This window comes from Alkalibacterium putridalgicola, from assembly GCF_900109825.1.
Classification (GTDB): domain Bacteria; phylum Bacillota; class Bacilli; order Lactobacillales; family Carnobacteriaceae_A; genus Alkalibacterium; species Alkalibacterium putridalgicola.
Window position 1 is genome coordinate 24,348 of sequence record NZ_FOBL01000012.1, and the last position, 22,275, is coordinate 46,622.

The 22,275-nt window shown below is 44.2% G+C and carries 17 protein-coding genes; 12 read left to right on the plus strand and 5 right to left on the minus strand.

What is annotated here, in order from left to right; all coding sequences use genetic code 11:
* Nucleotides 1-205: 205 nt before the first annotated feature.
* Nucleotides 206-904: an SDR family NAD(P)-dependent oxidoreductase gene (locus BMX84_RS05395; RefSeq protein WP_091487867.1), complete on the minus strand. Its 699-nt coding sequence runs from the start codon at nt 902-904 to the stop codon at nt 206-208.
* 284 nt (nt 905-1,188) lie between these two features.
* Between BMX84_RS05395 and BMX84_RS05400 the strand changes: the two genes are divergently transcribed.
* From BMX84_RS05400 to BMX84_RS05445, 10 genes are all read left to right on the plus strand, one after another.
* Nucleotides 1,189-2,229, plus strand: coding sequence for an ATP-binding protein (locus tag BMX84_RS05400; RefSeq protein ID WP_177165471.1), 1,041 nt, complete (start codon nt 1,189-1,191; stop codon nt 2,227-2,229).
* A gap of 371 nt (nt 2,230-2,600) precedes the next feature.
* Nucleotides 2,601-3,458, plus strand: a complete 858-nt coding sequence (locus tag BMX84_RS05405) for a metallophosphoesterase (RefSeq protein ID WP_218142335.1) — start codon at nt 2,601-2,603, stop codon at nt 3,456-3,458.
* A gap of 103 nt (nt 3,459-3,561) precedes the next feature.
* Complete coding sequence (locus tag BMX84_RS05410; RefSeq protein WP_143058673.1) at nt 3,562-4,794, plus strand: MFS transporter; 1,233 nt, start codon at nt 3,562-3,564, stop codon at nt 4,792-4,794.
* A 117-nt stretch (nt 4,795-4,911) separates the two neighbouring features.
* Nucleotides 4,912-6,312, plus strand: a complete 1,401-nt coding sequence (locus BMX84_RS05415; protein WP_091487871.1) for a M24 family metallopeptidase — start codon at nt 4,912-4,914, stop codon at nt 6,310-6,312.
* 76 nt (nt 6,313-6,388) lie between these two features.
* Nucleotides 6,389-7,237, plus strand: coding sequence for an aldo/keto reductase (locus tag BMX84_RS05420; protein ID WP_091487873.1), 849 nt, complete (start codon nt 6,389-6,391; stop codon nt 7,235-7,237).
* Nucleotides 7,238-7,364: 127 nt separating this feature from the next.
* On the plus strand, nt 7,365-10,049 hold the full coding sequence (locus BMX84_RS05425; protein ID WP_091487875.1) for an HAD-IC family P-type ATPase: 2,685 nt from the start codon (nt 7,365-7,367) through the stop codon (nt 10,047-10,049).
* A gap of 581 nt (nt 10,050-10,630) precedes the next feature.
* Nucleotides 10,631-11,185: a GNAT family N-acetyltransferase gene (locus BMX84_RS05430; RefSeq protein ID WP_091487877.1), complete on the plus strand. Its 555-nt coding sequence runs from the start codon at nt 10,631-10,633 to the stop codon at nt 11,183-11,185.
* Nucleotides 11,186-11,300: 115 nt separating this feature from the next.
* On the plus strand, nt 11,301-11,993 hold the full coding sequence (locus BMX84_RS05435) for a nuclease-related domain-containing protein (protein ID WP_177165472.1): 693 nt from the start codon (nt 11,301-11,303) through the stop codon (nt 11,991-11,993).
* A gap of 98 nt (nt 11,994-12,091) precedes the next feature.
* On the plus strand, nt 12,092-13,240 hold the full coding sequence (locus BMX84_RS05440) for a plasmid pRiA4b ORF-3 family protein (RefSeq protein ID WP_177165473.1): 1,149 nt from the start codon (nt 12,092-12,094) through the stop codon (nt 13,238-13,240).
* Nucleotides 13,241-13,415: 175 nt separating this feature from the next.
* Nucleotides 13,416-14,489 (plus strand): bifunctional glycosyltransferase family 2/GtrA family protein, encoded by a 1,074-nt coding sequence (locus BMX84_RS05445; protein ID WP_177165474.1) that lies wholly within the window; start codon nt 13,416-13,418, stop codon nt 14,487-14,489.
* 59 nt (nt 14,490-14,548) lie between these two features.
* Here BMX84_RS05445 and BMX84_RS05450 read toward each other — a convergent pair whose 3' ends face one another.
* Nucleotides 14,549-15,265, minus strand: coding sequence for a GntR family transcriptional regulator (locus BMX84_RS05450; RefSeq protein ID WP_091487883.1), 717 nt, complete (start codon nt 15,263-15,265; stop codon nt 14,549-14,551).
* Between the two features lie 177 nt (nt 15,266-15,442).
* Here BMX84_RS05450 and BMX84_RS05455 point away from each other — a divergent pair, with 177 nt between their 5' ends.
* Nucleotides 15,443-16,123: an N-acetylmannosamine-6-phosphate 2-epimerase gene (locus BMX84_RS05455; protein WP_091487884.1), complete on the plus strand. Its 681-nt coding sequence runs from the start codon at nt 15,443-15,445 to the stop codon at nt 16,121-16,123.
* 378 nt (nt 16,124-16,501) lie between these two features.
* Here BMX84_RS05455 and BMX84_RS05460 read toward each other — a convergent pair whose 3' ends face one another.
* From BMX84_RS05460 to BMX84_RS05470, 3 genes are all read right to left on the minus strand, one after another.
* Nucleotides 16,502-17,314, minus strand: a complete 813-nt coding sequence (locus tag BMX84_RS05460; protein ID WP_091487886.1) for an aldo/keto reductase — start codon at nt 17,312-17,314, stop codon at nt 16,502-16,504.
* An 80-nt stretch (nt 17,315-17,394) separates the two neighbouring features.
* The gene (locus BMX84_RS05465; protein ID WP_091487888.1) at nt 17,395-19,161 is read right to left on the minus strand and encodes a DUF4153 domain-containing protein; all 1,767 of its coding nucleotides are present in this window, start codon (nt 19,159-19,161) and stop codon (nt 17,395-17,397) included.
* A gap of 387 nt (nt 19,162-19,548) precedes the next feature.
* Nucleotides 19,549-20,466: an alpha/beta hydrolase gene (locus BMX84_RS05470; RefSeq protein ID WP_091487890.1), complete on the minus strand. Its 918-nt coding sequence runs from the start codon at nt 20,464-20,466 to the stop codon at nt 19,549-19,551.
* 190 nt (nt 20,467-20,656) lie between these two features.
* Here BMX84_RS05470 and BMX84_RS05475 point away from each other — a divergent pair, with 190 nt between their 5' ends.
* Nucleotides 20,657-22,009, plus strand: coding sequence for a diguanylate cyclase domain-containing protein (locus tag BMX84_RS05475; protein ID WP_177165475.1), 1,353 nt, complete (start codon nt 20,657-20,659; stop codon nt 22,007-22,009).
* The last annotated feature ends 266 nt before the right edge of the window (nt 22,010-22,275 follow it).

Consider the following 22,275-nt stretch of genomic DNA (forward strand, 5'->3'; position numbering starts at 1 on the left):
ACCAGCTGAGTTCAAATGACCAGTCACAACAGCACCCGAGTAAGGCATACTCGAAGCCCATAAGAGGCGCGGTTGTCCGAATGGTTTTCAGTTCTGACTACTCAGAGAATGGAACTCGATCAATAGTCACAACCCATATAATAAAACGCGAATCTTAAAGAAAAAAAGAGAGCCTTCGCTTTCGAAGGCTCTTCATCTCAAGATTTTAAGTCAAGTGATTTTTTATAACGATTTCAGGAACTGTTAAGTTCTTACGGGCTTTCACATTAGCCAGGATGATGTCCGCCACGTCATCGGGATCCATGAGATGCTGGATTTCTTCTTTTGAGTAGATATCATCCCAGAAGCTAGTTTTCATCCCGCCCATGTAAGCTGCCAGGACGTGGATGTCTGTGTCGTCTAGTTCTTTGATGATGCTTTCAGTGAAGCCGCGGGCGCCGAATTTACTTGCGCAGTAAACCGATTCAGAGGTTTTGCCGTCTAGTCCGGCTGTGGAAATGACCTGGATGATCGTGCCTTCGTTTCGTTCTTTCATACGAGGGAGCACGGCCTGGGTACAGTAGATGGTTCCTTTCAGGTTGATATCGATCATCTGGTCGACAGAATCAGGCGAAATGTTCTCGGCATCGTCGAAGACGCCCACACCGGCATTATTTACGAGTACATCGATGTCCCCGTTATCCTCTGTAATCTCTTTGAAGACTTTCGCTACTTCTTCGTGTGACGAGACGTCCAGGGTATAAACAGATACTTTATCTGAGGACATCTTGTCTGCAACGTATCTCAGCTTACTGAATGTGCGGCCGAGCAAAGTGACATGGTAGTCCATCTCTGCATACTTTAGGGCCAGCGACGCACCTAACCCACTCCCGGCACCTGTGATCACGACATGTTTTGAATCCATTGCCATTTCCTCCTTCACGGTATCTTTCTTACTATCAAAGTACCAAATATATCCTCTTTTAGCAACGATTACGACGGCTGGATCGCTTAAAATAGGATGAAACAAAAAGTTGTCTGAATAAATAGAATACGCAACCTTCTGGAAAGGATATAGAGTAACAGTCATTATCAGAAGATCCTTCAGTTGTTGAAAACATTAATTCCTTATCAGTTATGTTAAAATTGATATAATAATATAGATAAATGCAAAAACACTGTGGTCGAAAGTCTGGAGGGAAAATAGTAATGGTCGAAAATAGAACCAGTGCACTCAAAAAAATCGAAAAAGAAGAAGCTGATTTCGAATCAAGAGAAGGTCTAAAGTCCAAGCTGCTTGAGGAAGCGGCTTACAGGCGCGGGTATAAGGCTGAACGGCTCGGTTTTGACACCATGATACTTACTTTACATGGCAAAGAGTTATTGTTTCGGGATATGAACGGGCCGCTTTCATCGGCAGCAATGATGCGGATCGTGGATGACAAATACCGAGCACGCCAACTGATAAAGAGGCAGGGGGTCACTGTCCCCGAATCGACGTACTTACGTATCTACGAACGTGATGAGATCAAAGCGTTTGCCCATAAAGTAGGCTACCCAGTCGTGCTCAAACCAAACGATCTATCGCGAGGCGAAGGCGTTTATACCAATATCGCATCAGATGAGGAACTGGATGAACACCTTGATAAAATAGCTGGGCTTATTGGGAGTGAGTTTTCAAAGATCCTGATCGAGAAACAGTTCAATGGGGACGATTACCGCTTTTTTGTCGTTGACGGTAAAGTGCTGGCGGCTTCGAAGCGGTCGCGGGCCAACGTGACTGGAGACGGAGAACACACTGTCCTTGAGCTGATTGAAGAGAAAAACCGATTGAGGAAGCAGAACCGGGATCTGAAAGAGTTCCTTATTCCTACTGACAAAGATAAATTGGAACGGCTGTACAGAGAAGGGCGCACACTTGAAACGGTACCTGAAAAAGGCGAATATATCGTCATCAGAGACGAATCGAACATAGCCAGCGGCGGCGACGGTATTGATTATACAGATACCGCGCATGAAGCCTTTAAAGAGATTGCTGTAAAAGCGATCCAGTCGATCCCAGGCTTTCACTACGGCGGCGTGGATATTATCACCAATGATATCACTCTAGATCCAAAAGCCGGTGATTACGTCGTTACAGAAGTCGAATTCAGTCCCGGACCGATGAGCATGTTCCACTGGAAAGGCGAGCAGAGAGATATGGCCAATCCTGTACTGGACTTTTACCTCAAAAACTTAGACAAACTATAGACACAGTCCTTAGATTGCAGAAAGACTCTGACAAGTGATAAATCGTCAGAGTCTTTTTTGATGACAGGATTTTTAAAGGGCGAAAACGTTTCAGCTACCTGGTTTTATTGTACGAAAAAAGAAAAAATTCTTTAATAAGTTTTCAATTGCGTATATAGTAGAATGAGTTGATTTATTAGGCAAGAAGCCTAGGAAAATGGGTAGTAGGATGTGCCAAGAGTATGATCTTGGAGGCCTCGAATGAAAAGTTCAGCACTATAGCTAGGCGAACCGTTTCCTTGCGACTGATAGGCAGACGTCATATACTGTTTAAATAAGCTGTTGAGTAAATTAACATCGTTTTTCTATATATAAGCAACGAGGAGATTTGAATGAATAAAAACAGACCATTAAAAAAAGCCATGCTACTTCTGATCCTTATCTTAGGTACGGCCTATTATCTTTACTGGGGAAATAATGCAATCGAGACGACTCATTATGAGTATAGTAACGAAGCGATACCGGCCAGTTTTGATAGCTACAGGATCGTTCAGGTGTCTGATTTGCATAATAAAGATTTTCATGGTGAACTGATCGATCAGATAAAAGACCAAGATCCCAACCTTATTCTAGTCACGGGAGATGTTATTGACAGCAACCGCACCGATCTAGCTAAGGCAGAAGAATTCCTTAGACAGGCCGTTTCGCTTGCGCCCGTGTACTTTGTATCCGGCAACCATGAAGTTGCATCAAACAAGTACCCTGAACTTGAAGATATCCTCGGTAAAATTGGAGTGAAAAACTTGGATGACGAGACTGCAGTGATCGAAGCAGACGGAGACGTGCTGTCTCTTGTTGGACTGTCTGATCCGCTCACTCTGATGGCAGAAGAGATAGAGGAAGTCGGAGAAAGAGATACCGTTCTTTTAGAAAACTTGACGGAGCTTTATTCAGGACAGGACACTGAGTTTTCTATCCTGCTTTCTCATAGGGCGGAGCTGATGGATCTCTACGTGGAGACTGAGTCGGACCTCGTCTTGTCCGGCCACGCACATGGTGGTCAGATAAGGCTGCCGTTTATCGAAGGCCTTTACGCGCCGTCGCAGGGCTTCTTCCCGGAATATACCAGCGGTAGGTATGAAGAAAGCGGAACGACCATGATCGTCAGCCGCGGACTGGGCAACAGTCTGTTTCCGCTGCGTGTTTTCAATCGGCCGGAACTCGTGGTCATTGAATTAAAGGCAGAATAAAATCGCGCGTGATGCTTTGATGAGAAATCGTAAAAGGCCCTTACTTCTCACAGTAAGTTCACGTATAATGAACAGTATTGATTTTTGAGTGAGGAGAGATGATGTGCAAAGTAGAAGTAGAATGCATTGGCTGGTAGCGGTGATGATGTGCGGACTGGCAATCAGCGCCGTGGGTCTGCCGATCATGACGAACGGGGTATTCATTACGCCGATCGCTGACAGCTTGAATGTTTACCGCGGGTCAGTGGCAATGCACAATACCCTGACGCTGTTCATGAAAGCCGTGATGTCCTTATATGTGCCGAGACTGATCAGCCGGTTCGGCTTCAAGCGTACGATCATTCTTGGTGTCATACTGGCAGGCGGGTCCAACTATCTGCTTGGCTGGGTCAGTTCGCTCTGGCTTTTCAATATCTTAGGCACTTTACGTGGGATCGGGACGGGTCTGTTGGCCTGGGTCCCACTGACGATCGTCATCAACGAGTGGTTCAGCGAGAAGCACGGTCTGGTCACGAGTGTCGTATTGAGCTTCAGCAGTATCACTGGGGCGATTTTTTCTCCTGTCTTTTCGAATCTGATTGATTCACTGGGCTGGGAACAGTCTTACCGCATCATGGGGATACTGATCGTCCTGTTCGCACTGCCGGCTATTTTAGTTCCGTTCACGTTAGATCCGAGAGACAGCGGCTATCTGCCATACGGCACGGACGATTCTGAAAAAGGAATGGCCAGGGAACGCGAAGTCGTTAAACGTGATGAGCAGCGCGACGTTTCACTCTTCCTTTTCGTGCATTTATTCATTTTTACACTGTTCCAGACCCTTCTGATCGGCGTCCCGCAGCATTTCCCAGGGTTTGCTCAGTCGCTTTCTTATTCGTCTGACATGGGTGCGACGATGCTTTCGATCGCGATGGTCAGCAGTATCGGCTTTAAATTAGGCCTCGGTTACGTGAGCGACCACTGGGGGCCTGTCAGAAGTACCGTGAGCATCCTAGCGCTGATCGCTGTTTCAAGCGTGATTTTATTGACTTTCGAGCTTGTTCCGCTGCTTTATGTTGGGGCCTTTCTTTTCGGTGCAGCTTTTTCTATTCCGTCGGTCAGTGTGACGCTGCTGACGAAAGAGTTCTTTGGACGCTATAATTTTACACGACTGTACCCGATCCTGGCCTTTTCAACGAGTCTTGGCGGAGCGATTTCTCTGGCAGCAGTCGGTTTTATTTACGACTTTACTGGTTCATATGCACCGGCTTTTGCGGTCGCTTTAGGTATAAACCTTGTAAATATCCTGATCTTGCTCTTTATTTCAAACCGGATCAGCAAGCAAAAAGCCGTCTAAGCAGAGGGAGAGATTTTTAAAAGTTGAATATTATTTCTTAAGTCGGTGCTTTATGCATCGGCTTTTTGAATGCAGATATGCTATGATTGAATCAATGATGACATAGGAGGATCACGGATGAATTATCACTATCAGTATGCAAAATATGAAAAGGTACAGGCACCGGCACCGGAAAAGGATCTGAAGCAGGTCCCGTTGACTGATGAGACGATGCAGGAGCGCTACAAGAAGGTCATAGGGAAGATGAAAGAAAACGGCCTGTCGACCCTGGTGATCTACGAAGACCTGGAACACGGGTCAAACTTTGAGTACTTGACGGGCTTTTTGACGCGTTTTGAAGAAGGGCTTCTAATCCTGCACGATGACGGCCAAGTCTACTATTTGCTGGGCAATGAAAATCTGAAACTGATCGATCACGCGCGTTTGGAAGGCGAGCTGGTACACATCCCGCATTTCTCGCTGCCAAATCAGCCGATGGAACCAATGAAGCGCTTTGACGAATTAGTGACTGAAGACTTGATCAAGTCAGACAAGAATGTCGGCGTGGTGGGCTGGAAACTCTTTACCGGGAAGTCTGACGCAGCAAGTAAGCAGTTTGACGTCCCGCACTATATCGTCAAACAGTTCATAAATCTCTTCGGGGAAGAAAAAGTCGTCAATGCGACTGACCTCTTTATTGGATCAGAAGGCGTACGAACAACGAACAACGCAAACGAAGTGGCACATTACGAATTCGGTGCAGCCTTGGCTTCTAAGCGTATGCTTAAAGCACTGGATGCTATTGAGATAGGCAAGTCCGAATGGGAACTTGGCGGTATCTTAAATGCATATGGCCAGCCAAACAGCGTGGTGACGATCGCCGCAACGGGTCAGCGCTTTGAACAGGCTAATCTGTATCCTTCCGAGAAAAAAGTCAAGCTTGGCGACAAACTGTCACTTACTGTCGGTTATAAAGGCGGGCTTCAAAGCCGCGGGCCGATCGCCGTTCACGACGCAAAAGAGCTTCCGGAAAAGCATCAGGATTATCTGGACAACGTCGCAAAACCCTATTTTACAGCGGTTACGGCCTGGCTGGAACAGGTTCATGTCGGCATGAAAGGCAGAGAGCTTTATGACGTGATCGACAGCGTCCTGCCTAAAGAAAAATTCGGCTGGGAGCTGAATCCGGGCCATTTAACGGCCGACGAGGAATGGATGGCTTCACCGGTCTCGAAATCTTCAGAAACCACCCTTCAAAGCGGCATGTTGTTTCAAGTGGATATCATCCCGTCAGTCAAAGGCTATCCAGGTGTGAGTGTGGAAGGTGGCATCGCCTTGGCAGACGAGGCGCTGCAGGAGGAAATCAAGAAAGCCTACCCAGATGTCTGGACGCGCATGGAACAAAGAAAGACCTATGTAAAAGAAGTTTTAGGGATAAATGTACACAAGGATATCCTTTTGACCGGTCACGCCACTCCGTATCTGCGTCCCTTTGCCTTGAACAAGGAAAAAGCCATGGTCTGGCGCGGGAATGTCTAGTTTGGCATTTAACTTTAGAAATTACGCCTCACTTTTTATATAATAGAAGAAGACAGAAGAAAGGAGCAGTAAATGTATGCAAGAATCACACTATTTTGAAACTAATGACGGAGAACGTCTGCCGAAAATCGGTTTAGGCACGGTTTATATCAAAGGAGCCAAGGGGGTTCAAAGTACCTTGTCGGCCATTCAAAACGGCTACCGCCTGATCGATACATCGACCAACTATAACAATGAAGGCATGGTGGGAGAAGCGATCCGCCGAAGCTCTGTCCCTCGGGAAGAATTTATCATCAGTTCCAAACTTCCCGGAGAGGTGCATGCCTACGATAAAGCCATCATGATGATCCAGGAATCACTTTACCGCATGGGTCTGGATTACTTTGACAAGTACCTGATCCACTGGCCGCTGCCGAAGCAGGATAAGTATGTTGAAGCGTGGCAGGCTTTAGTGGATGCACAGAAATTCGGTCTTATCAAATCGATCGGTGTCTCTAACTTCCTGGAAGAGCATCTGGACCGGATCATTGAAGAGACGGGTGTGGTCCCGGCGACGAACCAGATCGAGCGTCATCCTTACTTCAACAACAACGAACTTGTTCGAGTGAATAAGGAACGCGGCATCCTCACCGAAGGCTGGAGTCCTTTTGGCAGAGATAAAGTGGATGTTCTAGGGATCGATGTCCTGAAAGAAATCGGTGAGAAGTACGGCAAGTCTTCGGCACAGGTCGTCTTGAGATGGAATATCGACAATGATGTGCTGACAGTCGCTAAATCAGCGTCACCGGAAAATCAGCGAGCCAATCTTGATGTATTTGATTTCTCACTAACGCCTGAAGAAATCGAAAAGATCAACGCGCTGGATAAAGGTGAACCTGGAAGAGTGGAAGGTCAGCATCCGAATGAATACGAAGAGTTCGATTAGGGTCCCGATCTAAAATAAAGAATTTAAAACGTTCAGTGAATTTTTTCACTGAGCGTTTTTGTTTATGAAATAACTTCTTTTATATTATCATTAAGACATAACAGCTTACTGAAAAAGGATGATGATAATGGCTAAAGACAATGAGACAGAGCAAACATACTATCAATATAAAAACGAGGATGTCGTGAAGGAGTTCGATTCAGATGCAGAAGAAGGATTAAGTTCTGATGAAGCGCAGAAGCGTCTGGAACGTGATGGACCGAATGAGATCGAGCAGGACGAGGTATCTAAGTGGACGATTCTGATCAGACAATTGAATAATGTCGTGATCTACATACTTATCGCAGCGGTGGCGCTGACTTTAGGCATGGGACATTATTCAGATGCTGTCGTTATCGGACTGGTCATCATTGCCAATACCTTTATCGGCTACTACCAGGAAGTGAATGCTTCCAATGCATTGGAGAAAATCAAAGATATGTTGTCCACCCAGGCGACAGTTATCAGAGACGGCAAACGTGTCGATATACCGGCCGAAGAAGTTGTGAAAGGAGATCTGGTCTATATCGAGGCCGGAGACAACATACCGGCTGATTTGCGTCTTATAGAAGCAGAGAATATGAAAGTGCAGGAATCCTCGCTGACGGGTGAATCCGGTTCGGTGAGCAAGGAAGCGGAACCTCTGGAAGGGAAAAAGTCGACGGGGGACCAGAGCAATATGGCCTTTTCTTCGACATCTGTCACCAACGGGAACGGAACGGGCGTCGTTGTAGCAACTGCCGAAGAAACCGAGATCGGCAAAATCAGTTCGGCCGTCAGTGAACAGTCGCATCAGAAAACGCCTTTGATGAGAGAAATCGACGGGTTAGGTAAAAATATCTCGTATGTGATCCTGGGTGTCGCTGCACTGCTGTTTGCACTTGGATTCTTCATCGGCGATTATACACTGGGAGCGTTGTCGCTTGCCGTCATCACGATGATCGTCGGTTCGATCCCGGAAGGACTTCCAGCTACGACATCCGTGGTTTTAGCTATGGGTGTCAGGACGCTGGCGAATAAAAAGAACACGATTGTCAAAACTCTGCCTGCAGCTGAAACGCTCGGTTCAGTGGATGTTATTGCGACAGACAAGACTGGCACGCTGACACGTAATGAAATGACCGTTCAGACGATCGTGACGACAGAAGACACCTATGAAGTGACCGGTGTCGGTTATTCTCCAGAAGGAGATATTTTAAAAGACGACGAACCTGTCAATATCGATGAACTGGACGCCTTGAAGGAACTGATCCAGTCAGGCTATGAAGCCAATGAAACGACTCTTGAACAGGAAGAAGACAAGTGGGTCATCAACGGCGAACCGACTGACGGGGCCTTCCTGACGCTGTATCAGAAAAGTCATGGAACGGAAGAATCGGACTACGAAGAAATCGACCGCATCCCTTTTGATTCAGACTACCGTTACATCGCCTCGCTTTCACAGCATAAAGAATCTGGGGATCAGAAGATCTATATCAAAGGATCGCCGGACAAGATTTTTGAAATGGCAGAAGGGTCAGATCCGGACTTTGACCTGTCACACTGGCAGGATAAAGTGGAGGAGTTGTCTTCCAAAGGGCAGCGAGTGGTTGCAGTCGGCGTGAAGCAATTGGATCAGAAGAAGGAAGATATCGATCATCCTGACATGGAAGACGGCATCACCTTCTTAGGTATCGTCGGTATCATGGACCCGCCGCGGGATGAAGTGATCGAGTCCATTAAAACCATGCGTAAAGCCGGTGTGGCAGTGAAAATGATCACTGGGGACCACCCAAGCACAGCGAAAGCCATTGCTGAACAGCTGGGACTGGCAGAAAACGTCAAGGCGATCACCGGTCTGGAACTGGAAGAGATGAGCGAAGACGAGTTGACTGAAAAAATCAACGATTATCACGTCTTTGCCCGTACGACACCGGACAACAAACTGGAAATTGTCAAAGCTTACAAGCGCAGCGGAAAAGTCATTGCCATGGTCGGTGACGGCGTGAATGATGCACCTGCGCTGAAAACGTCCGATATCGGCGTCGCCATGGGTCAGAAAGGCACAGACGTCTCGAAAGATTCTGCGAATATGGTGCTGGCCAATGATGACTTCTCCACCATGGAAACGGCTATCCACGAAGGTCGACGCATTTATGACAACATCAAAAAGAGTATCCTGTATCTTTTGCCGACCAGTTTTGCCGAAGGGCTGATCATTGCGATCACTCTGCTGCTGCAGAACGATTTGCCGCTTCAAGCCACACAAATGCTGTGGATCAATATGGTTTCAGCCATCACGATCCAATTTGCCTTTATATTCGAACCGGCAGAAGAGGGAACGATGGAACGGCCGCCGCGAGACACGACAAAGCCGTTTATAGGTAAGCGACAGGCTTTCGAGATTGCTTATGTCTCCATACTGATGGCGGGACTGAGCTTGCTTGCTTATAATTGGCTCACCACCTCATATGGTGTTGACCAGGCGACGGCCAGTACGACGGTCGTGAATATCATGGTCATGAGTAAGATATTCTATCTGTTCAATATCCGTACCCGTAAACCGGCATTCTCAAAAGACTTCTTTAGTAATAAGATGGCTTTTGTCATTATCGGAATCATGCTCGTGCTGCAGTTGATCCTGACATACGTTCCATTCATGCAGCGTTACTTCTATACTGCAGGGTTGGACCCGCTGGAATGGATGATCGCGATAGGCGTCGGGCTCATCGTCCTGATCGTTACTGAAGCAGACAAGCTGATTCGGCTGAAAGTGCTGAACAAAGACGAATAACTGAATGGAGAGGAGAGAGTTCGTTACTCACGAACTCTCTTTTTTTACGAGATGAATGGGTATAGTTAACACGATAATCGTTTTTAAGACAACTTCGACAGTTACAGATTAAGTTCATGCCCGTACCTGCCAAACTTGGCTGGTTTCGGTAGATACGTTGAAGGAGCGATATCGTATCTACCGAAGTTGGAGGAGGTTCGGTCGTTAGATTTGCTCAAGTCTTTCCTACTTACCGAAGTAGGCCAGGTTCGGTAAGTAGGTTAAATTCATTCTTTTCTATCAACCGAAGTCGGGGCAACTTCGACGTGTACAAAAGGGATGTTATATCCTAATGACCGAACTTCCGGAACTTCGACGTGTACAACTGGGAAACCATATCCTAATGACCGAACTTCCGGAACTTCGACATGTACCAGCAAAAGAGGATCAGGAAACGACCGAACCCAATACTTTTTCGCTCGCCCCACACTTATAGAGTAATGAACCAGTGTTGTATCTCCTTATAAAAGACAAAAGCGTCCCTTTCCCGCTGTTCTGATGCTATACTTGATATAATAGTAGTGTAGAAAGAGGCGACAGGTATGTTCACACAACAAATCGATGAAGTAATCGCGTTGAAACTGAAGGAATATCAGGATTCAAAAAAAGTGTTCGAGTTGATCGACGCATCTCGGGATCAGCTGCAACAGTGGATGACATGGGTGGATGAGGTGCAGTCACCGGACGATGTTGATAAAGTCACGCGCCGTCAGCTGCTGCAGTTCGTAAAAAAAGAAGCGATGCATTTCGTGGTCCTCTATAATGGCGAAGTAGCCGGAGATATCAGCCTGAAAGAGATCAACTGGTCCATTAAGTCGGCTGAGATCGGGTACTGGCTGGGCAGTGCCTATACTGGGAAAGGCATCATGACCCGGGCTGTCAGAAGTATACTAGATTATGCCTTCGACGAACTGGGTCTGCATAAGGTGGAAATCTGGGCGGCAGAAGAAAATGTAAAAAGTCGGAGGATCCCGGAACGGCTTGGCTTTGTGCAGGAAGGCACGCGTCGGGATGATGAACTGATCGGCGGCAAGTACATCACGATGGTCATTTACGGTTTACTGGAAGATGAGTGGCACAGAGAGACAGACGAATAACACAGGAAGGATAGGATGCAGATCCTATCCTTTTCATTTTTGTATCATCTTTTTACGTCAGTTTTTATTTAAAATGACAATAATAACAGTAGACAGTATTTTGAGGAGGGAAGAGATGGACGGGATAGTTATAGGTCTGGTGCTTTTAGGGATCCTGATTTTAAAGTCATCAAAAAGGAAATACGATCAGTCGGGCTACAAGGAAATCAGTCAGCACAGTTATATTGAGGTTTATTTTGATAAAGGCAGGCTGGGAGAATACCGTCTATACCAGGAACTTATGAAACTGGATGATAACGCAAAAGTCCTGCCGAATGTGTATGTTCCGAAAAAGGAAGGGACCACTTCTGAAATCGATCTGCTTTTTATTGCCAAAACAGGTATCTACGTTTTTGAATCTAAAAACTACGGCGGCTGGATCTACGGGTCAGAAAAACGCAGATACTGGACCCAGACTTTTCCGAATAAAACAAAACATTCCTTCTATAATCCGATCATGCAAAACAAAGGACACATCCGTGCACTAAAAGCCTATATGGGGATAGAAGATGTTTACTTTCATTCCATCATCATTTTTGGAGAGAATGCCACTATTAAGTCGGAAGAGCTTTGGCAGGCCTCGGTGCCCATCCTTAAGCGACATCAACTCAGGAAAAAACTGGCCAGGGACTATGCCACTTTACCCGTCCTTTTGACGGAAAAAGATATGGACACCGTCTATGTTAATCTCAAACCTTTGGCTCAAGTGTCCGGTGAAATCAGAGACCAGCATATTGCCAGGGTCAAACAGAAACAAATAAAATTTTAGGTGGGTCTTCATTGCCTTACTACTGAGTAAATTTTAGTGTATCGATGCAATCAATGGTATACTTATTTTACAAAGCGATGAGGGATGGAGGAGGAATCATGCACATTTTTGCAACCAGGAAAGTCCTGCAGGCTTTTAAAAAAGCCGAGAAGATGGCTGGAGGGTCTATAGAAAATATCGAGATCCTGGCAGACAGTGGTTCACCCGAAGAAGAGGAACTATTTGAGTGGCATATAAACAGTGTCAAGATAAATCAGGAGGATCTGCTCGTTCTAACACATGATCTGTCGGGGTTGACTCTGCTTTTTTTGAATACGGATGCAGAAGAATTACTTGATTTTTATGAGTGGTTTGAAGAAGCGGTTTATGACCTGCTGGGGAAACTGGGCTTCACTCATAAAAGTATCCAGCAGTATCTCACCCATTCAAAGGGATCGAATCTGACTGTCAGCAAAGCGACGGATTTCAAGAAGATCGGACGCAATTCGTCAGCAGTGAATCTGATCAGACAGCTGGATCATTATCAGGAAAATGAATATACGATTCAAAGTTACTGGCAGTATCAGATAAGTCATTTGAACCGGTCGCTTAAGCAGGAACACCGGCCATTCAAACAGTTCATCAGTGAATATGAAAAAATCATTGGTCCAGTGAACTATCACGTCGATTTGGCTGAAATCGAGGTCCGATTGAAAATGGGCGGTCTACCTGATGTGATCCGTATCATCCAGATGCCCATGCAGCTTACCTTCGAAGATCTGCACCGGGTCATCCAGAAGGTGTTTATGTGGCAGGATGCGCATCTGCATCAGTTTATTATGGAAGATGGCTCGACCATTATCGGCGCCCAGCAGAAAGTGAATATGGAACGTTATCAGATGGGCGGAGAAGAGGAGGCTTATGCTGCGAGTCAGCTTAAACTGGCAGACGTCATCACACCGGAAACAAACGGGGTCTTTACCTATGTGTACGACTTCGGTGACGACTGGGTACACAGCATCCGGGTCAGGACCTTTTATTCTGAGAACAGACAGGTGTTTCCTAAGCTCAGCCTCATGTCTGGAGATCCAGTCCCAGAAAACATAGGAGGACCCCCAGGCTATGCCTATTTTCTGGAAGTCATCAATGATCCGACACATGACGAACACAGTGTCATCAAAGAATGGGCAAATGATTATCTTTCCCGCTTGAATCTGTTCAATGACGTGAATCACTTTAATCATGATCTGAAGTCCATGCACATATAAACTAAAGCATCCTTATGTTGCTGTGAATGATATCTTTTCATCCCGGCAGCATAAGGATTTTCTTATAATGGTAGGTATCAGATTATAAAAAACTGTATATATGGTATGATAGAAAGTGACTTTAGTATGATGAATCTGTGAATTTATCATAAATATGACTCAGTGAGGAATGTCTATGAAAAATTGTATTATCGTTATTCCTGTATTAGATCCAAACGACGCGTTCACGCCATATGTGAAACAGCTCATCAGTGAAGATTTCAAGTCTATCATCATTGTCAATGACGGCAGTTCCAATGAAAAGACCCAGATCTTTGAAAAGCTTGATGAACTGCCGGAAGTGACCGTGCTGACTCATGCCGTCAACATGGGCAAAGGCCGGGCACTTAAGAATGCCTTCAATTACATATTAAATGATTCCGATTTAGCGACACAGCATGGTGTCATCACGGTCGATGGTGACGGGCAGCATAAAGTAAGTGATGTACTTAAACTTTGCAGTGAATTAGAGGAAAAATCTTCCAGCCTTCTACTTGGAGTCAGACATTTTCAGGAAGAGAATGTGCCATGGACGAGTCGGATGGGGAATACCATCACCAGACATCTGTTCAGACTTTTATATGGTAAAGGACTGAACGACACCCAGACTGGCCTCCGAGGGATATCGACAGATGTATTGCCGGACTTTGCCGCGATCGAGGGAGAGCGGTACAGTTATGAGACCAATATGCTGATCGTTGCCGTTCATAAAGGACTTAGGTTGAAAGAAGTCCCGATCGCTACCGTTTATATCGAAGATAACGAGGAAAGCCATTTTAATCCAGTGAAAGATTCAATTGAAATATATGTGCTGCTGTTCAAGAATTTTTTTAAGTTCATGAGTGTATCTTTCACTTCGTTTTTGATCGATATTTCTTTCTTTCAACTTTTTCTGTTTATACTGGGCTTTATGACAGTGGGTCGAGAAATCATTATAGCGACTATACTGGCACGGGCAGTGTCCAGTTTCTTTAATTTTTCGATTAGCCACAAGTGGGTCTTTGAAAGCAAGAAACGGTGGAATCAGACACTTTTTAGTTATTATGGACTTGTTGCTGTCCAGGCGCTTATTTCAGGGGTGAGTGTCTACTGGCTGTTCCAGCTGACTGGGATAAAAGAAGTGATACTTAAAGTATTTGTTGATGCCATCCTCTTTATGATCAGTTACCGTATCCAGAAATTACTGATCTTCAAGTCTCATGAAAAATAAAAATGAGTGCGCATCTTCCCATGCTATAGAAGGAAGACGCACACTCAATTTATCTTCAATTAATTACTTACGATATTCTCTGAGGCGAAAGAATCAGCACGGTGCTTCGTGACACCGTATTCTATTGTATCACCCGTATCCAGATAGGTGATTTGTTCTGTGACACCGATCGGATCATCTTTATTGATTTCCAGATGAAGCGCCTCTTCTTCGTCGGCTTTCTTCACCGTAACACGACGATGTGCACTTTGTATCTTTAATCCGAGCTCATCTTTGATATAATGATAGATAGAGGTCTCTAAATGGGTTCTTTCTAATCCCGGGACGCGTTCGATAGGCATTGCTGTTTTTTCTATCAAAATAGGTTTGCCGTCCACATACCGTACACGGTGAATGTTGTAAACGAAGCTTCCTGGTTTCAGATTCAGCTTGTCCTGCACGATGTCGTCAGCCTGTATGACTTCAAAGGCCAGGATCTTATTTGTGACTTTACGGCCGCTCTTGCGGTGATAAGCAGTGAATCCGCTGAGCTGATTGGATTGAGTGATGCGCTTGATTTCTTTTTGACTCAAGTCTTTAACAAACGTTCCCGACCCGCGGCGTTTGATGATCAATCCCTCGTCAACCAGTAGATCCAATGCGCGCTTGACTGTCATCTTGCTCGTGTTGTAAGCTTCGCATAAGTCCTTTTCATAAGGAAGCTGTTCAGTGGCAGTGTAATCCCCATTAATAATTTTACCTTTAATGTCGGTATATATTTCTTCATATTTTTTCATAACGCACCAAACTTTCTTTTATAGTTGACTCACTTTTTTGAGTATACCACATCAGCGAATAGAACAATGTACCATTACATGATAAGTATACATTTGACATATTAATTAAATAACATGACATATATTTGTTATGTTATACTTATTAAAAGTAAAAATCAAGCACTTGGAGGGGCTAATATGTTAAGAAAAGTTAAAGATGGATTGATTGTTTCATGTCAGGCGTTGTCGGATGAACCGTTACATAGTTCATTCATCATGGGACGTATGGCTAAAGCGGCAACGGAAGGGGGCGCTGTGGGGATACGTGCAAATTCGAAGGAAGACATTTCTGAAATCAAGAAACAGACCTCTCTACCAATCATTGGTCTGGTGAAACGCCATTATCCGGATGTCAAGGTATACATTACGGTTACAATGAAAGAAGTGGATGAACTGATGGATGCGGGGTGTGACATGATCGCCGTGGATGCGACTAAGCAGGAAAGGCCTGAAGGTGAGACGCTGGAAGAATTTATTCGTGCTATTCGTGAGAAATATGAAGATGTCCTGATCATGGCGGATACGTCGACAGTGGAGGAAGGTGTGGAAGCTGAGCGACTGGGCTGTGATGTGGTATCTACAACGCTTGTCGGGTATACAAGTTATACCAAAGGTCAGTCTATTTTTGAAAATGATTACGCAATGCTGAAAGAATATCTTGAAAAAGTGTCGATACCGGTCATTGCTGAAGGAAACGTGGATACACCCGAAAAAGCAAAAGCTTGTTTGGATCATGGTGTCTATTCTGTCGTTGTCGGCAGTGCCATCACCCGTCCACAGGTGATCACCAAACGATTCGTCGATACGATGAACAGCTGAATATATACTAAAAAATAGCAGACCCCTTACAGAAATCACATGAAGGCGATGGTGCAGGGGTCTTTTAGTCAACATAAAGCAATAGACGCTTCCTTTTACCTATTATATAAAAATATATACAGTTTCCCTAATGATATGTTTCTAAACTTTTTAATTGAATATCCGATGTAAGGGTCAAAGACGATAGGGGAGAAGGAGACACCGCATGGATATTGACAGGCAGGATGGATGAGTAATATCGTGTGTTAAATATTCTGCAAAAGCCGTTTGATATAAACCGATAATCCATTCAAGTCGTTAGATGAAATGGAAAAACCCGTTAACGCTGAGAAATACTCAGTCAGTTAACGGGTTTTATTGGTTTCTATGACTTAATACTTAGTCGCGGACATCTCTGATCTGTTCAAGTGTTTTGATATCTTCATCAGAAATTTCAAAATCCAGCTGTTTGTTTTCGATGATACGGCTTTCGTGTGTTGATTTTGGAAGAGGAAGCGTATCTTTTTCCAGACAGTAACGGATTGACAATTGTGCAACTGTTACATCGTATTTCTCAGCCATCTCTTTCAGTTCAGGCATATCCAGGACCTGACCTGTCGCCAGTGGAGAATAAGCTTCGACTACTATGTCATGGTCTTTACAGAATGACAGCAGTTCTTCCTGATCTTTACCAACATAGAATGGAATCTGATTGGCCATCGGGACAATATCACATTCATCTAAAATCGGCTGCAGGTGTTCGATCTGGAAGTTTGATACACCGATCGCTTTGATCTTGCCGTCGTTGTATAATTTCTCCATTGCTTTCCAGGACTGAACATTTCCTTCGGTACAGTCTTTACCCTGATCGCTCCAAGGCCATGGGGCATGGATAAGATAAAGGTCAAGATAGTCGACGCCTAAATTGGTGATCGTTTCATTGAAGGCTTCAAGTGTTTCGTCGTACCCTTTGATTTCAGCGGGGAGCTTGCTTGTAATGAAAATGTCTTCTCTAGGCGTAGCGAATTCACGAATCGCTTTACCCACATTTTCTTCATTCTTATAAGCTAGAGCTGTATCAATATGCGTATAGCCGTTTTTTAAAGCCATAGTCACTGAATCGTAAGCTTCTTCATTCGGGATCTGCCATGTGCCGAATCCGATGCTTGGAATCTTAACGCCGTTGTGAAATGTAAATGTGTCTTTCTTCATATAAATTATTCCTCCTAAATTTTAATCCTTAATAATTATAACGCAAATCTTATGAAAATGCTTACTTTTTGTTTATAAAATTAGTCATAACTGATCAGGAGGATAAATTCGCCATCCATAAATTCATTTTCCTGGATCTCAAGGCGTTTAACGATGATCGTCAGACGGTAATTTTCATCCTCTGTGGTCAGCTGCATCTCTGAAAGAGGCCGTTCCGGATTCGTGCCGCTTTGCTCCCAGGCAGTATCGCTCAGCTCAGACAGGTCCTGTTCCAGCAGCACTGTATCATTTTCCAATAGAGCAATGGTCAGATTTTCATTTTCTGTGTTCATTTCTATCCGGTAAGGCTCCTGATTCAGCTGGATATCACGGTCACTCACCTGAAAAGTGGCGACTTCTACCACTTCGTCGATACCTTCAGTTGAAAAGACAATCGGCTCCGTCGTATCCAGCGAAATGAAGGCATAGCGCGGACCGGATGGACCAGATATGTCGCGGTCGTCAGCATAGTAGTAATGATAGCTGGAATCAAAGCCGAAGACAGTCTCAAAATCTTGATAATAACTGAAGTCTTCAGGCAGCCAGTCCAGACGGTCGAGCTGTTCCTGCTGGTTCAAGTAATTCATACTGTAACTGAAACGAGCCTTTTCTTCATTGGTCAGTTCACTGTCCAAAGGCGTTGCGACACTGTCGTCCTCAATATAAGGAGCGACCAAATCATTGATTGTGTTGACCTGATTCCTTACCCCGATCGATACAGCATCGATCACCGGCAGAATGGATAGAACACCTAAGCAGATGAGAAAAAAGGGGATAAAGAACTTTTTAGAAGTCAGGAAGCTGTAAATAAGCACACTGACTATGGAGAAAATCCCAAACAGTAAAACGAAATAGCGGCCGTGCGTCAGACCGAAGTCGGCCGTTTTCAGACTGGATGAAACGGTCTGGAAAATTGCTATGACCAGAAGCAGATAAGGATAGAAACGGCTGAATAGACGAGCGATTTTCTTGTCCACATTTTCAGCGAGGAACAGCGTCACGATACCAACGATCGTATAACTGATCAGCATCGGTTCCATCAAGTTGTCCTGCCAGAAGTCTCCGGAAATATTCGTCAGTATATAGGCAATGAGTATGGCACTGAAAACAAGCAGGACCGGGATAATAATATAGGCGATCAGTATTTCAAGCAGAGAGGGGATACTCTTTGCTTCATCGAGAGCTTCGGTATGTTCGGTCTCTTTGAAAAGTGGAAGCCGCGACAGGAAATAAACCGGCGCAATGAACTGAAAAACGATGGCTGCACTATACGCGAACCAGCGATAATCCAGTTCATAAATAAGTGTCGTATAGGCACTGAAGATGGCACTGATACCGATGAAGAGAATAACGGAGATCAGTAAACTGGAGAAAAAGGCTTTAATGGTCAGGATAAGTGAGTCACTGAATGAAATCTTGTGGTGGAGCGTCGGTACAGCTATTAAAAGAACGGCTAAGGTAAAGTAGAGAACCATTGTCCGGATCTGACCCGACTGGTTGTAGCCCATCGGTGCCTGACGCAGATAAAAGTAGTATAAGAGCGGTAGAATAAGGCTGCTTCCTTTGATTATCCAGGTGACGAGTTTATTGAGTGGTTTGATTTCAGAAAAAAGCTGAATAGAAACGAGCATCAGAACCCCTAAGCCAGCACTTAAGGCCTGATTCATATAATCCGAATCACCTTCTGAGTGTATCGTCATGATGGTGAACAGCACGATAAGGACAAGCAGACTTGTTGCGAGCGGAAAACGCGAGAAGGTTGCCAGCCACTGCGTCTTCCTTTTCATAAACCAGCTTTTTACAGACATGTTGATCTCCTCCAATTGTGAACCTTTATATTAACCTAATTTTACGACTATATGACGGATTTAGCAATTAAATCGGCGGGAATAAATATGAGAAACAGAAATTAAGAAGGATCAGTTTTAAAAACCTTTTTGATAGGAAATGAGTAGATTTCAGGAGTGGTGAAAGGTTGAGAAAATTTAATGCGTGCCCTTTGCGATAGAAAAGGGATGCTGAACGTCACGCAAAGTGAGATTGCGTACCCTTCACATCAGGACTATCTGAGCAAAAGGTGACCGCTTAATGTATGTTGTTTGGTCTTTTATACATATGACAGAAACGTTTAAACAAGTCTTTAATATAAATGAAAGAGATCGGACGTGATGTCCAATCTCTCCAACTTATCTGTGCTATTCATAAAATACACGATTCAGTGCAGCTACACGGGTCTTAAGCATAGTTTTCGTCAAATCACTCGAAGCTATTAGATCGTATGAATGAAAGGCGTGACGAACGCAGTGTGTCTCCACTGGAACGCCGTCTTTCTGCAGGGCTTTCGAAAAAAGCAGGCCTTCGTCTCTCAGGGGATCATACTCACAGACTTCCACATAAGCGTCGGGCAATCCGGCAAAGGAATCAGCCTCCATCGGCGAGGCATACTTGTTCGGCAGGGTGACTTCATCTCTTATATAAAGCGACCACATCATCTTGTTGAGTTTCACACTCCAGAAAGGAAAAGCATGGAGGGATTCAGCACGCATTCGCACATCGGTAACAGGATAGATATGGAACTGATAAGAAAAAGGATACTTGTCCCGGTCCCTGTAATAGAGCAGGACATTACTGGCCAGAGTGGCTCCTGAACTGTCGCCGCCGATGGCTATTCTTTTAGGATCGATCCCCAGATACTCAGTATGTTCCAGTACCCACTCACTTGCTGTCATTGCATCGAAAAACGGTTTTGGGAAAGGGTGCTGTGGGGACAGCCGGTAATCGACATCTATCACGATGGCATTCGTTTTCAAAGCATATTCTGCTGTCAGGCGCTTGATGTGTGGGGGACGCGTCAGGAAATAGGAACTTCCATAATAATAAAGCAGCGCTGGAGACGGACAGCGTACTTTATCAGGTAGGTATACTATTAGAGTGATCAAGTCACCTTCAGTCGTTGAGACCCGGATCTCTTTTACATTAACGCCTTTGGGCATATCAACTGCTTTTCGGACAAGGGAAAGTGTGCCGTTGATAAAGGGAAGAAGCACCGGCGAGAGGAAAAGAGCCAGGGGTTTATATTTTTTCACTTGATCATGTATGGAATATTTAGTCATGAGTCCAGCTCTTTTCTTAAAGTTGTCAAGGTTGTACTAAGTGTAGCTTTAAACGATTATATTCACAACTCACATAACTTTTGGTACAAATTCGTATTGATTTGTGAAAAAATGCTTTTTTAATATACATTTATTAGATAAATAGTGTATAATGACTATACCTATAAACAACTTGAATCGGGGGAGCAATGTGAAAAAATGGGTCATATCTTTTTTTATAGCCTTTATGGCAGCGCTTATTTTATATATTCCCGTTAATGATTTACATATTGAGTACAATAATCAGTTGTATGAAGAACAGCGAATAAATACAAGTGAACGTTTGAATCTGATCCGCGATGACATTCAAGCTCGTCTGGACAGCAGTTTGTTTTATGCTGACTTTTTTGAAATGCTCGTGAGCCAGAACCCGGATATATCTGAAAGTGAACTCCGTGAATATAGTGCATTTATTGTCGAACGCAATCCTCTTGTAGATAGTGTCAGTCTAGCAAAAGATGGTATTATCCATTTTGTGTATCCTCTTGAAGGCAATGAAGAAGTTATTGGATTCAATCTAATGGAAGACCCTGACAGGAAACGCTTTTTAGAAGAAGCAATAAATAAAAGAAAAGCTGTCGCTCAGGGACCGATCCAAGCGCTTCAAGGCGGGACAAAGATTTTTAACAGGAAGCCCGTCTTTATTGAAAAAATCAGTACAGAAGTGGTCTGGGGTTTTGCCAATGTGACGATCGATTTTGATGACCTGATCAGTAGTAGTTTATTACCGGATGAATCACATGCGTTTAATTACGCAATCGAAATAGAATCAAAAGGAGCTCAGCCTGTGATTTTTGGAGATGCAGATGTCTTTGAAGCAGATGCTGTGACAGCTTCTATTCTTTTACCGGAAAATAAATGGACGATCGCGCTCGTTCCTTCAACCGGATGGAATAATAATCGCTCGGTTCATAGTATAGAGACCGTTGTTTTCTACTTCTTTATCCTTATTATATTCTTTCTTGTCTTTATTTTCGTTCTTCAGTATTATAAGAAACGAGAATTGTCTAGGATGGATGCACTGACTCGCCTGTTGAATAAAAAAACCTTTGAAATCTCAGCTAAAAAAGTATTGAAGCGCTCCTCCAAACATAACGGTCTGCTTCTGATCGATTTTAATGATTTTAAGAGTATCAATGATACACATGGTCATTTGATTGGAGATCAAGTATTGACTATTGCAGCTGAGCGTCTCATACATTGCTTGAAGAAAGAAGATCTGATCGGACGTATCGGTGGAGATGAAATGATGATTCTTATAAAGGATATCGATGTTCAAACACTAGAATCAATTAAAGACCGTGTTATCCAGCATATCGAAAAACCTATTCTATTAAATGGTAATATGATCAGCCCGTCCATATCTGTCGGACAGACCCTAGTCAGTCAGTGGCTTCCTTTTGAACAGCTTTATGATATCGTCGATAAAAAAATGTACAGACATAAAACGATCAAGAAGGGCGGGAAACCTGTGTCTTACCGATTATCGGAACAGGACTCTTAAGACACACTTAAAATCACGGACTTAACTTTTTCGCTGAATAGGTTTTCTTCCTATTTAACTGAGTGAACCTGGGTCGACTGTCTTTTTAATTCAGTTATGACATTGATCAGCGGGGTATCGACGACTTTTGTCAGCGACATCGTCGAAAAGCAAGATCATCTCAAAGTGATTGTTGGAAAAATTTAAACCATTGACCTCGTCAGTTCTTCTGATGAGGTCTTTTCAGTTCTATTTTTTGAAAAAGTCAGTCCTTTCAAGGTACTCTA

Bases quoted from the DNA above. Each gene is read 5' to 3' on its own strand.
- BMX84_RS05395 (WP_091487867.1), bottom strand. From the start codon at position 904: ATGGATTCAAAACATGTCGTGATCACAGGTGCCGGGAGTGGGTTAGGT.
- BMX84_RS05400 (WP_177165471.1), top strand. From the start codon at position 1,189: ATGGTCGAAAATAGAACCAGTGCACTCAAAAAAATCGAAAAAGAAGAA.
- BMX84_RS05405 (WP_218142335.1), top strand. From the start codon at position 2,601: ATGAATAAAAACAGACCATTAAAAAAAGCCATGCTACTTCTGATCCTT.
- BMX84_RS05415 (WP_091487871.1), top strand. From the start codon at position 4,912: ATGAATTATCACTATCAGTATGCAAAATATGAAAAGGTACAGGCACCG.
- BMX84_RS05420 (WP_091487873.1), top strand. From the start codon at position 6,389: ATGCAAGAATCACACTATTTTGAAACTAATGACGGAGAACGTCTGCCG.
- BMX84_RS05425 (WP_091487875.1), top strand. From the start codon at position 7,365: ATGGCTAAAGACAATGAGACAGAGCAAACATACTATCAATATAAAAAC.
- BMX84_RS05430 (WP_091487877.1), top strand. From the start codon at position 10,631: ATGTTCACACAACAAATCGATGAAGTAATCGCGTTGAAACTGAAGGAA.
- BMX84_RS05435 (WP_177165472.1), top strand. From the start codon at position 11,301: ATGGACGGGATAGTTATAGGTCTGGTGCTTTTAGGGATCCTGATTTTA.
- BMX84_RS05440 (WP_177165473.1), top strand. From the start codon at position 12,092: ATGCACATTTTTGCAACCAGGAAAGTCCTGCAGGCTTTTAAAAAAGCC.
- BMX84_RS05445 (WP_177165474.1), top strand. From the start codon at position 13,416: ATGAAAAATTGTATTATCGTTATTCCTGTATTAGATCCAAACGACGCG.
- BMX84_RS05450 (WP_091487883.1), bottom strand. From the start codon at position 15,265: ATGAAAAAATATGAAGAAATATATACCGACATTAAAGGTAAAATTATT.
- BMX84_RS05455 (WP_091487884.1), top strand. From the start codon at position 15,443: ATGTTAAGAAAAGTTAAAGATGGATTGATTGTTTCATGTCAGGCGTTG.
- BMX84_RS05460 (WP_091487886.1), bottom strand. From the start codon at position 17,314: ATGAAGAAAGACACATTTACATTTCACAACGGCGTTAAGATTCCAAGC.
- BMX84_RS05465 (WP_091487888.1), bottom strand. From the start codon at position 19,161: ATGTCTGTAAAAAGCTGGTTTATGAAAAGGAAGACGCAGTGGCTGGCA.
- BMX84_RS05470 (WP_091487890.1), bottom strand. From the start codon at position 20,466: ATGACTAAATATTCCATACATGATCAAGTGAAAAAATATAAACCCCTG.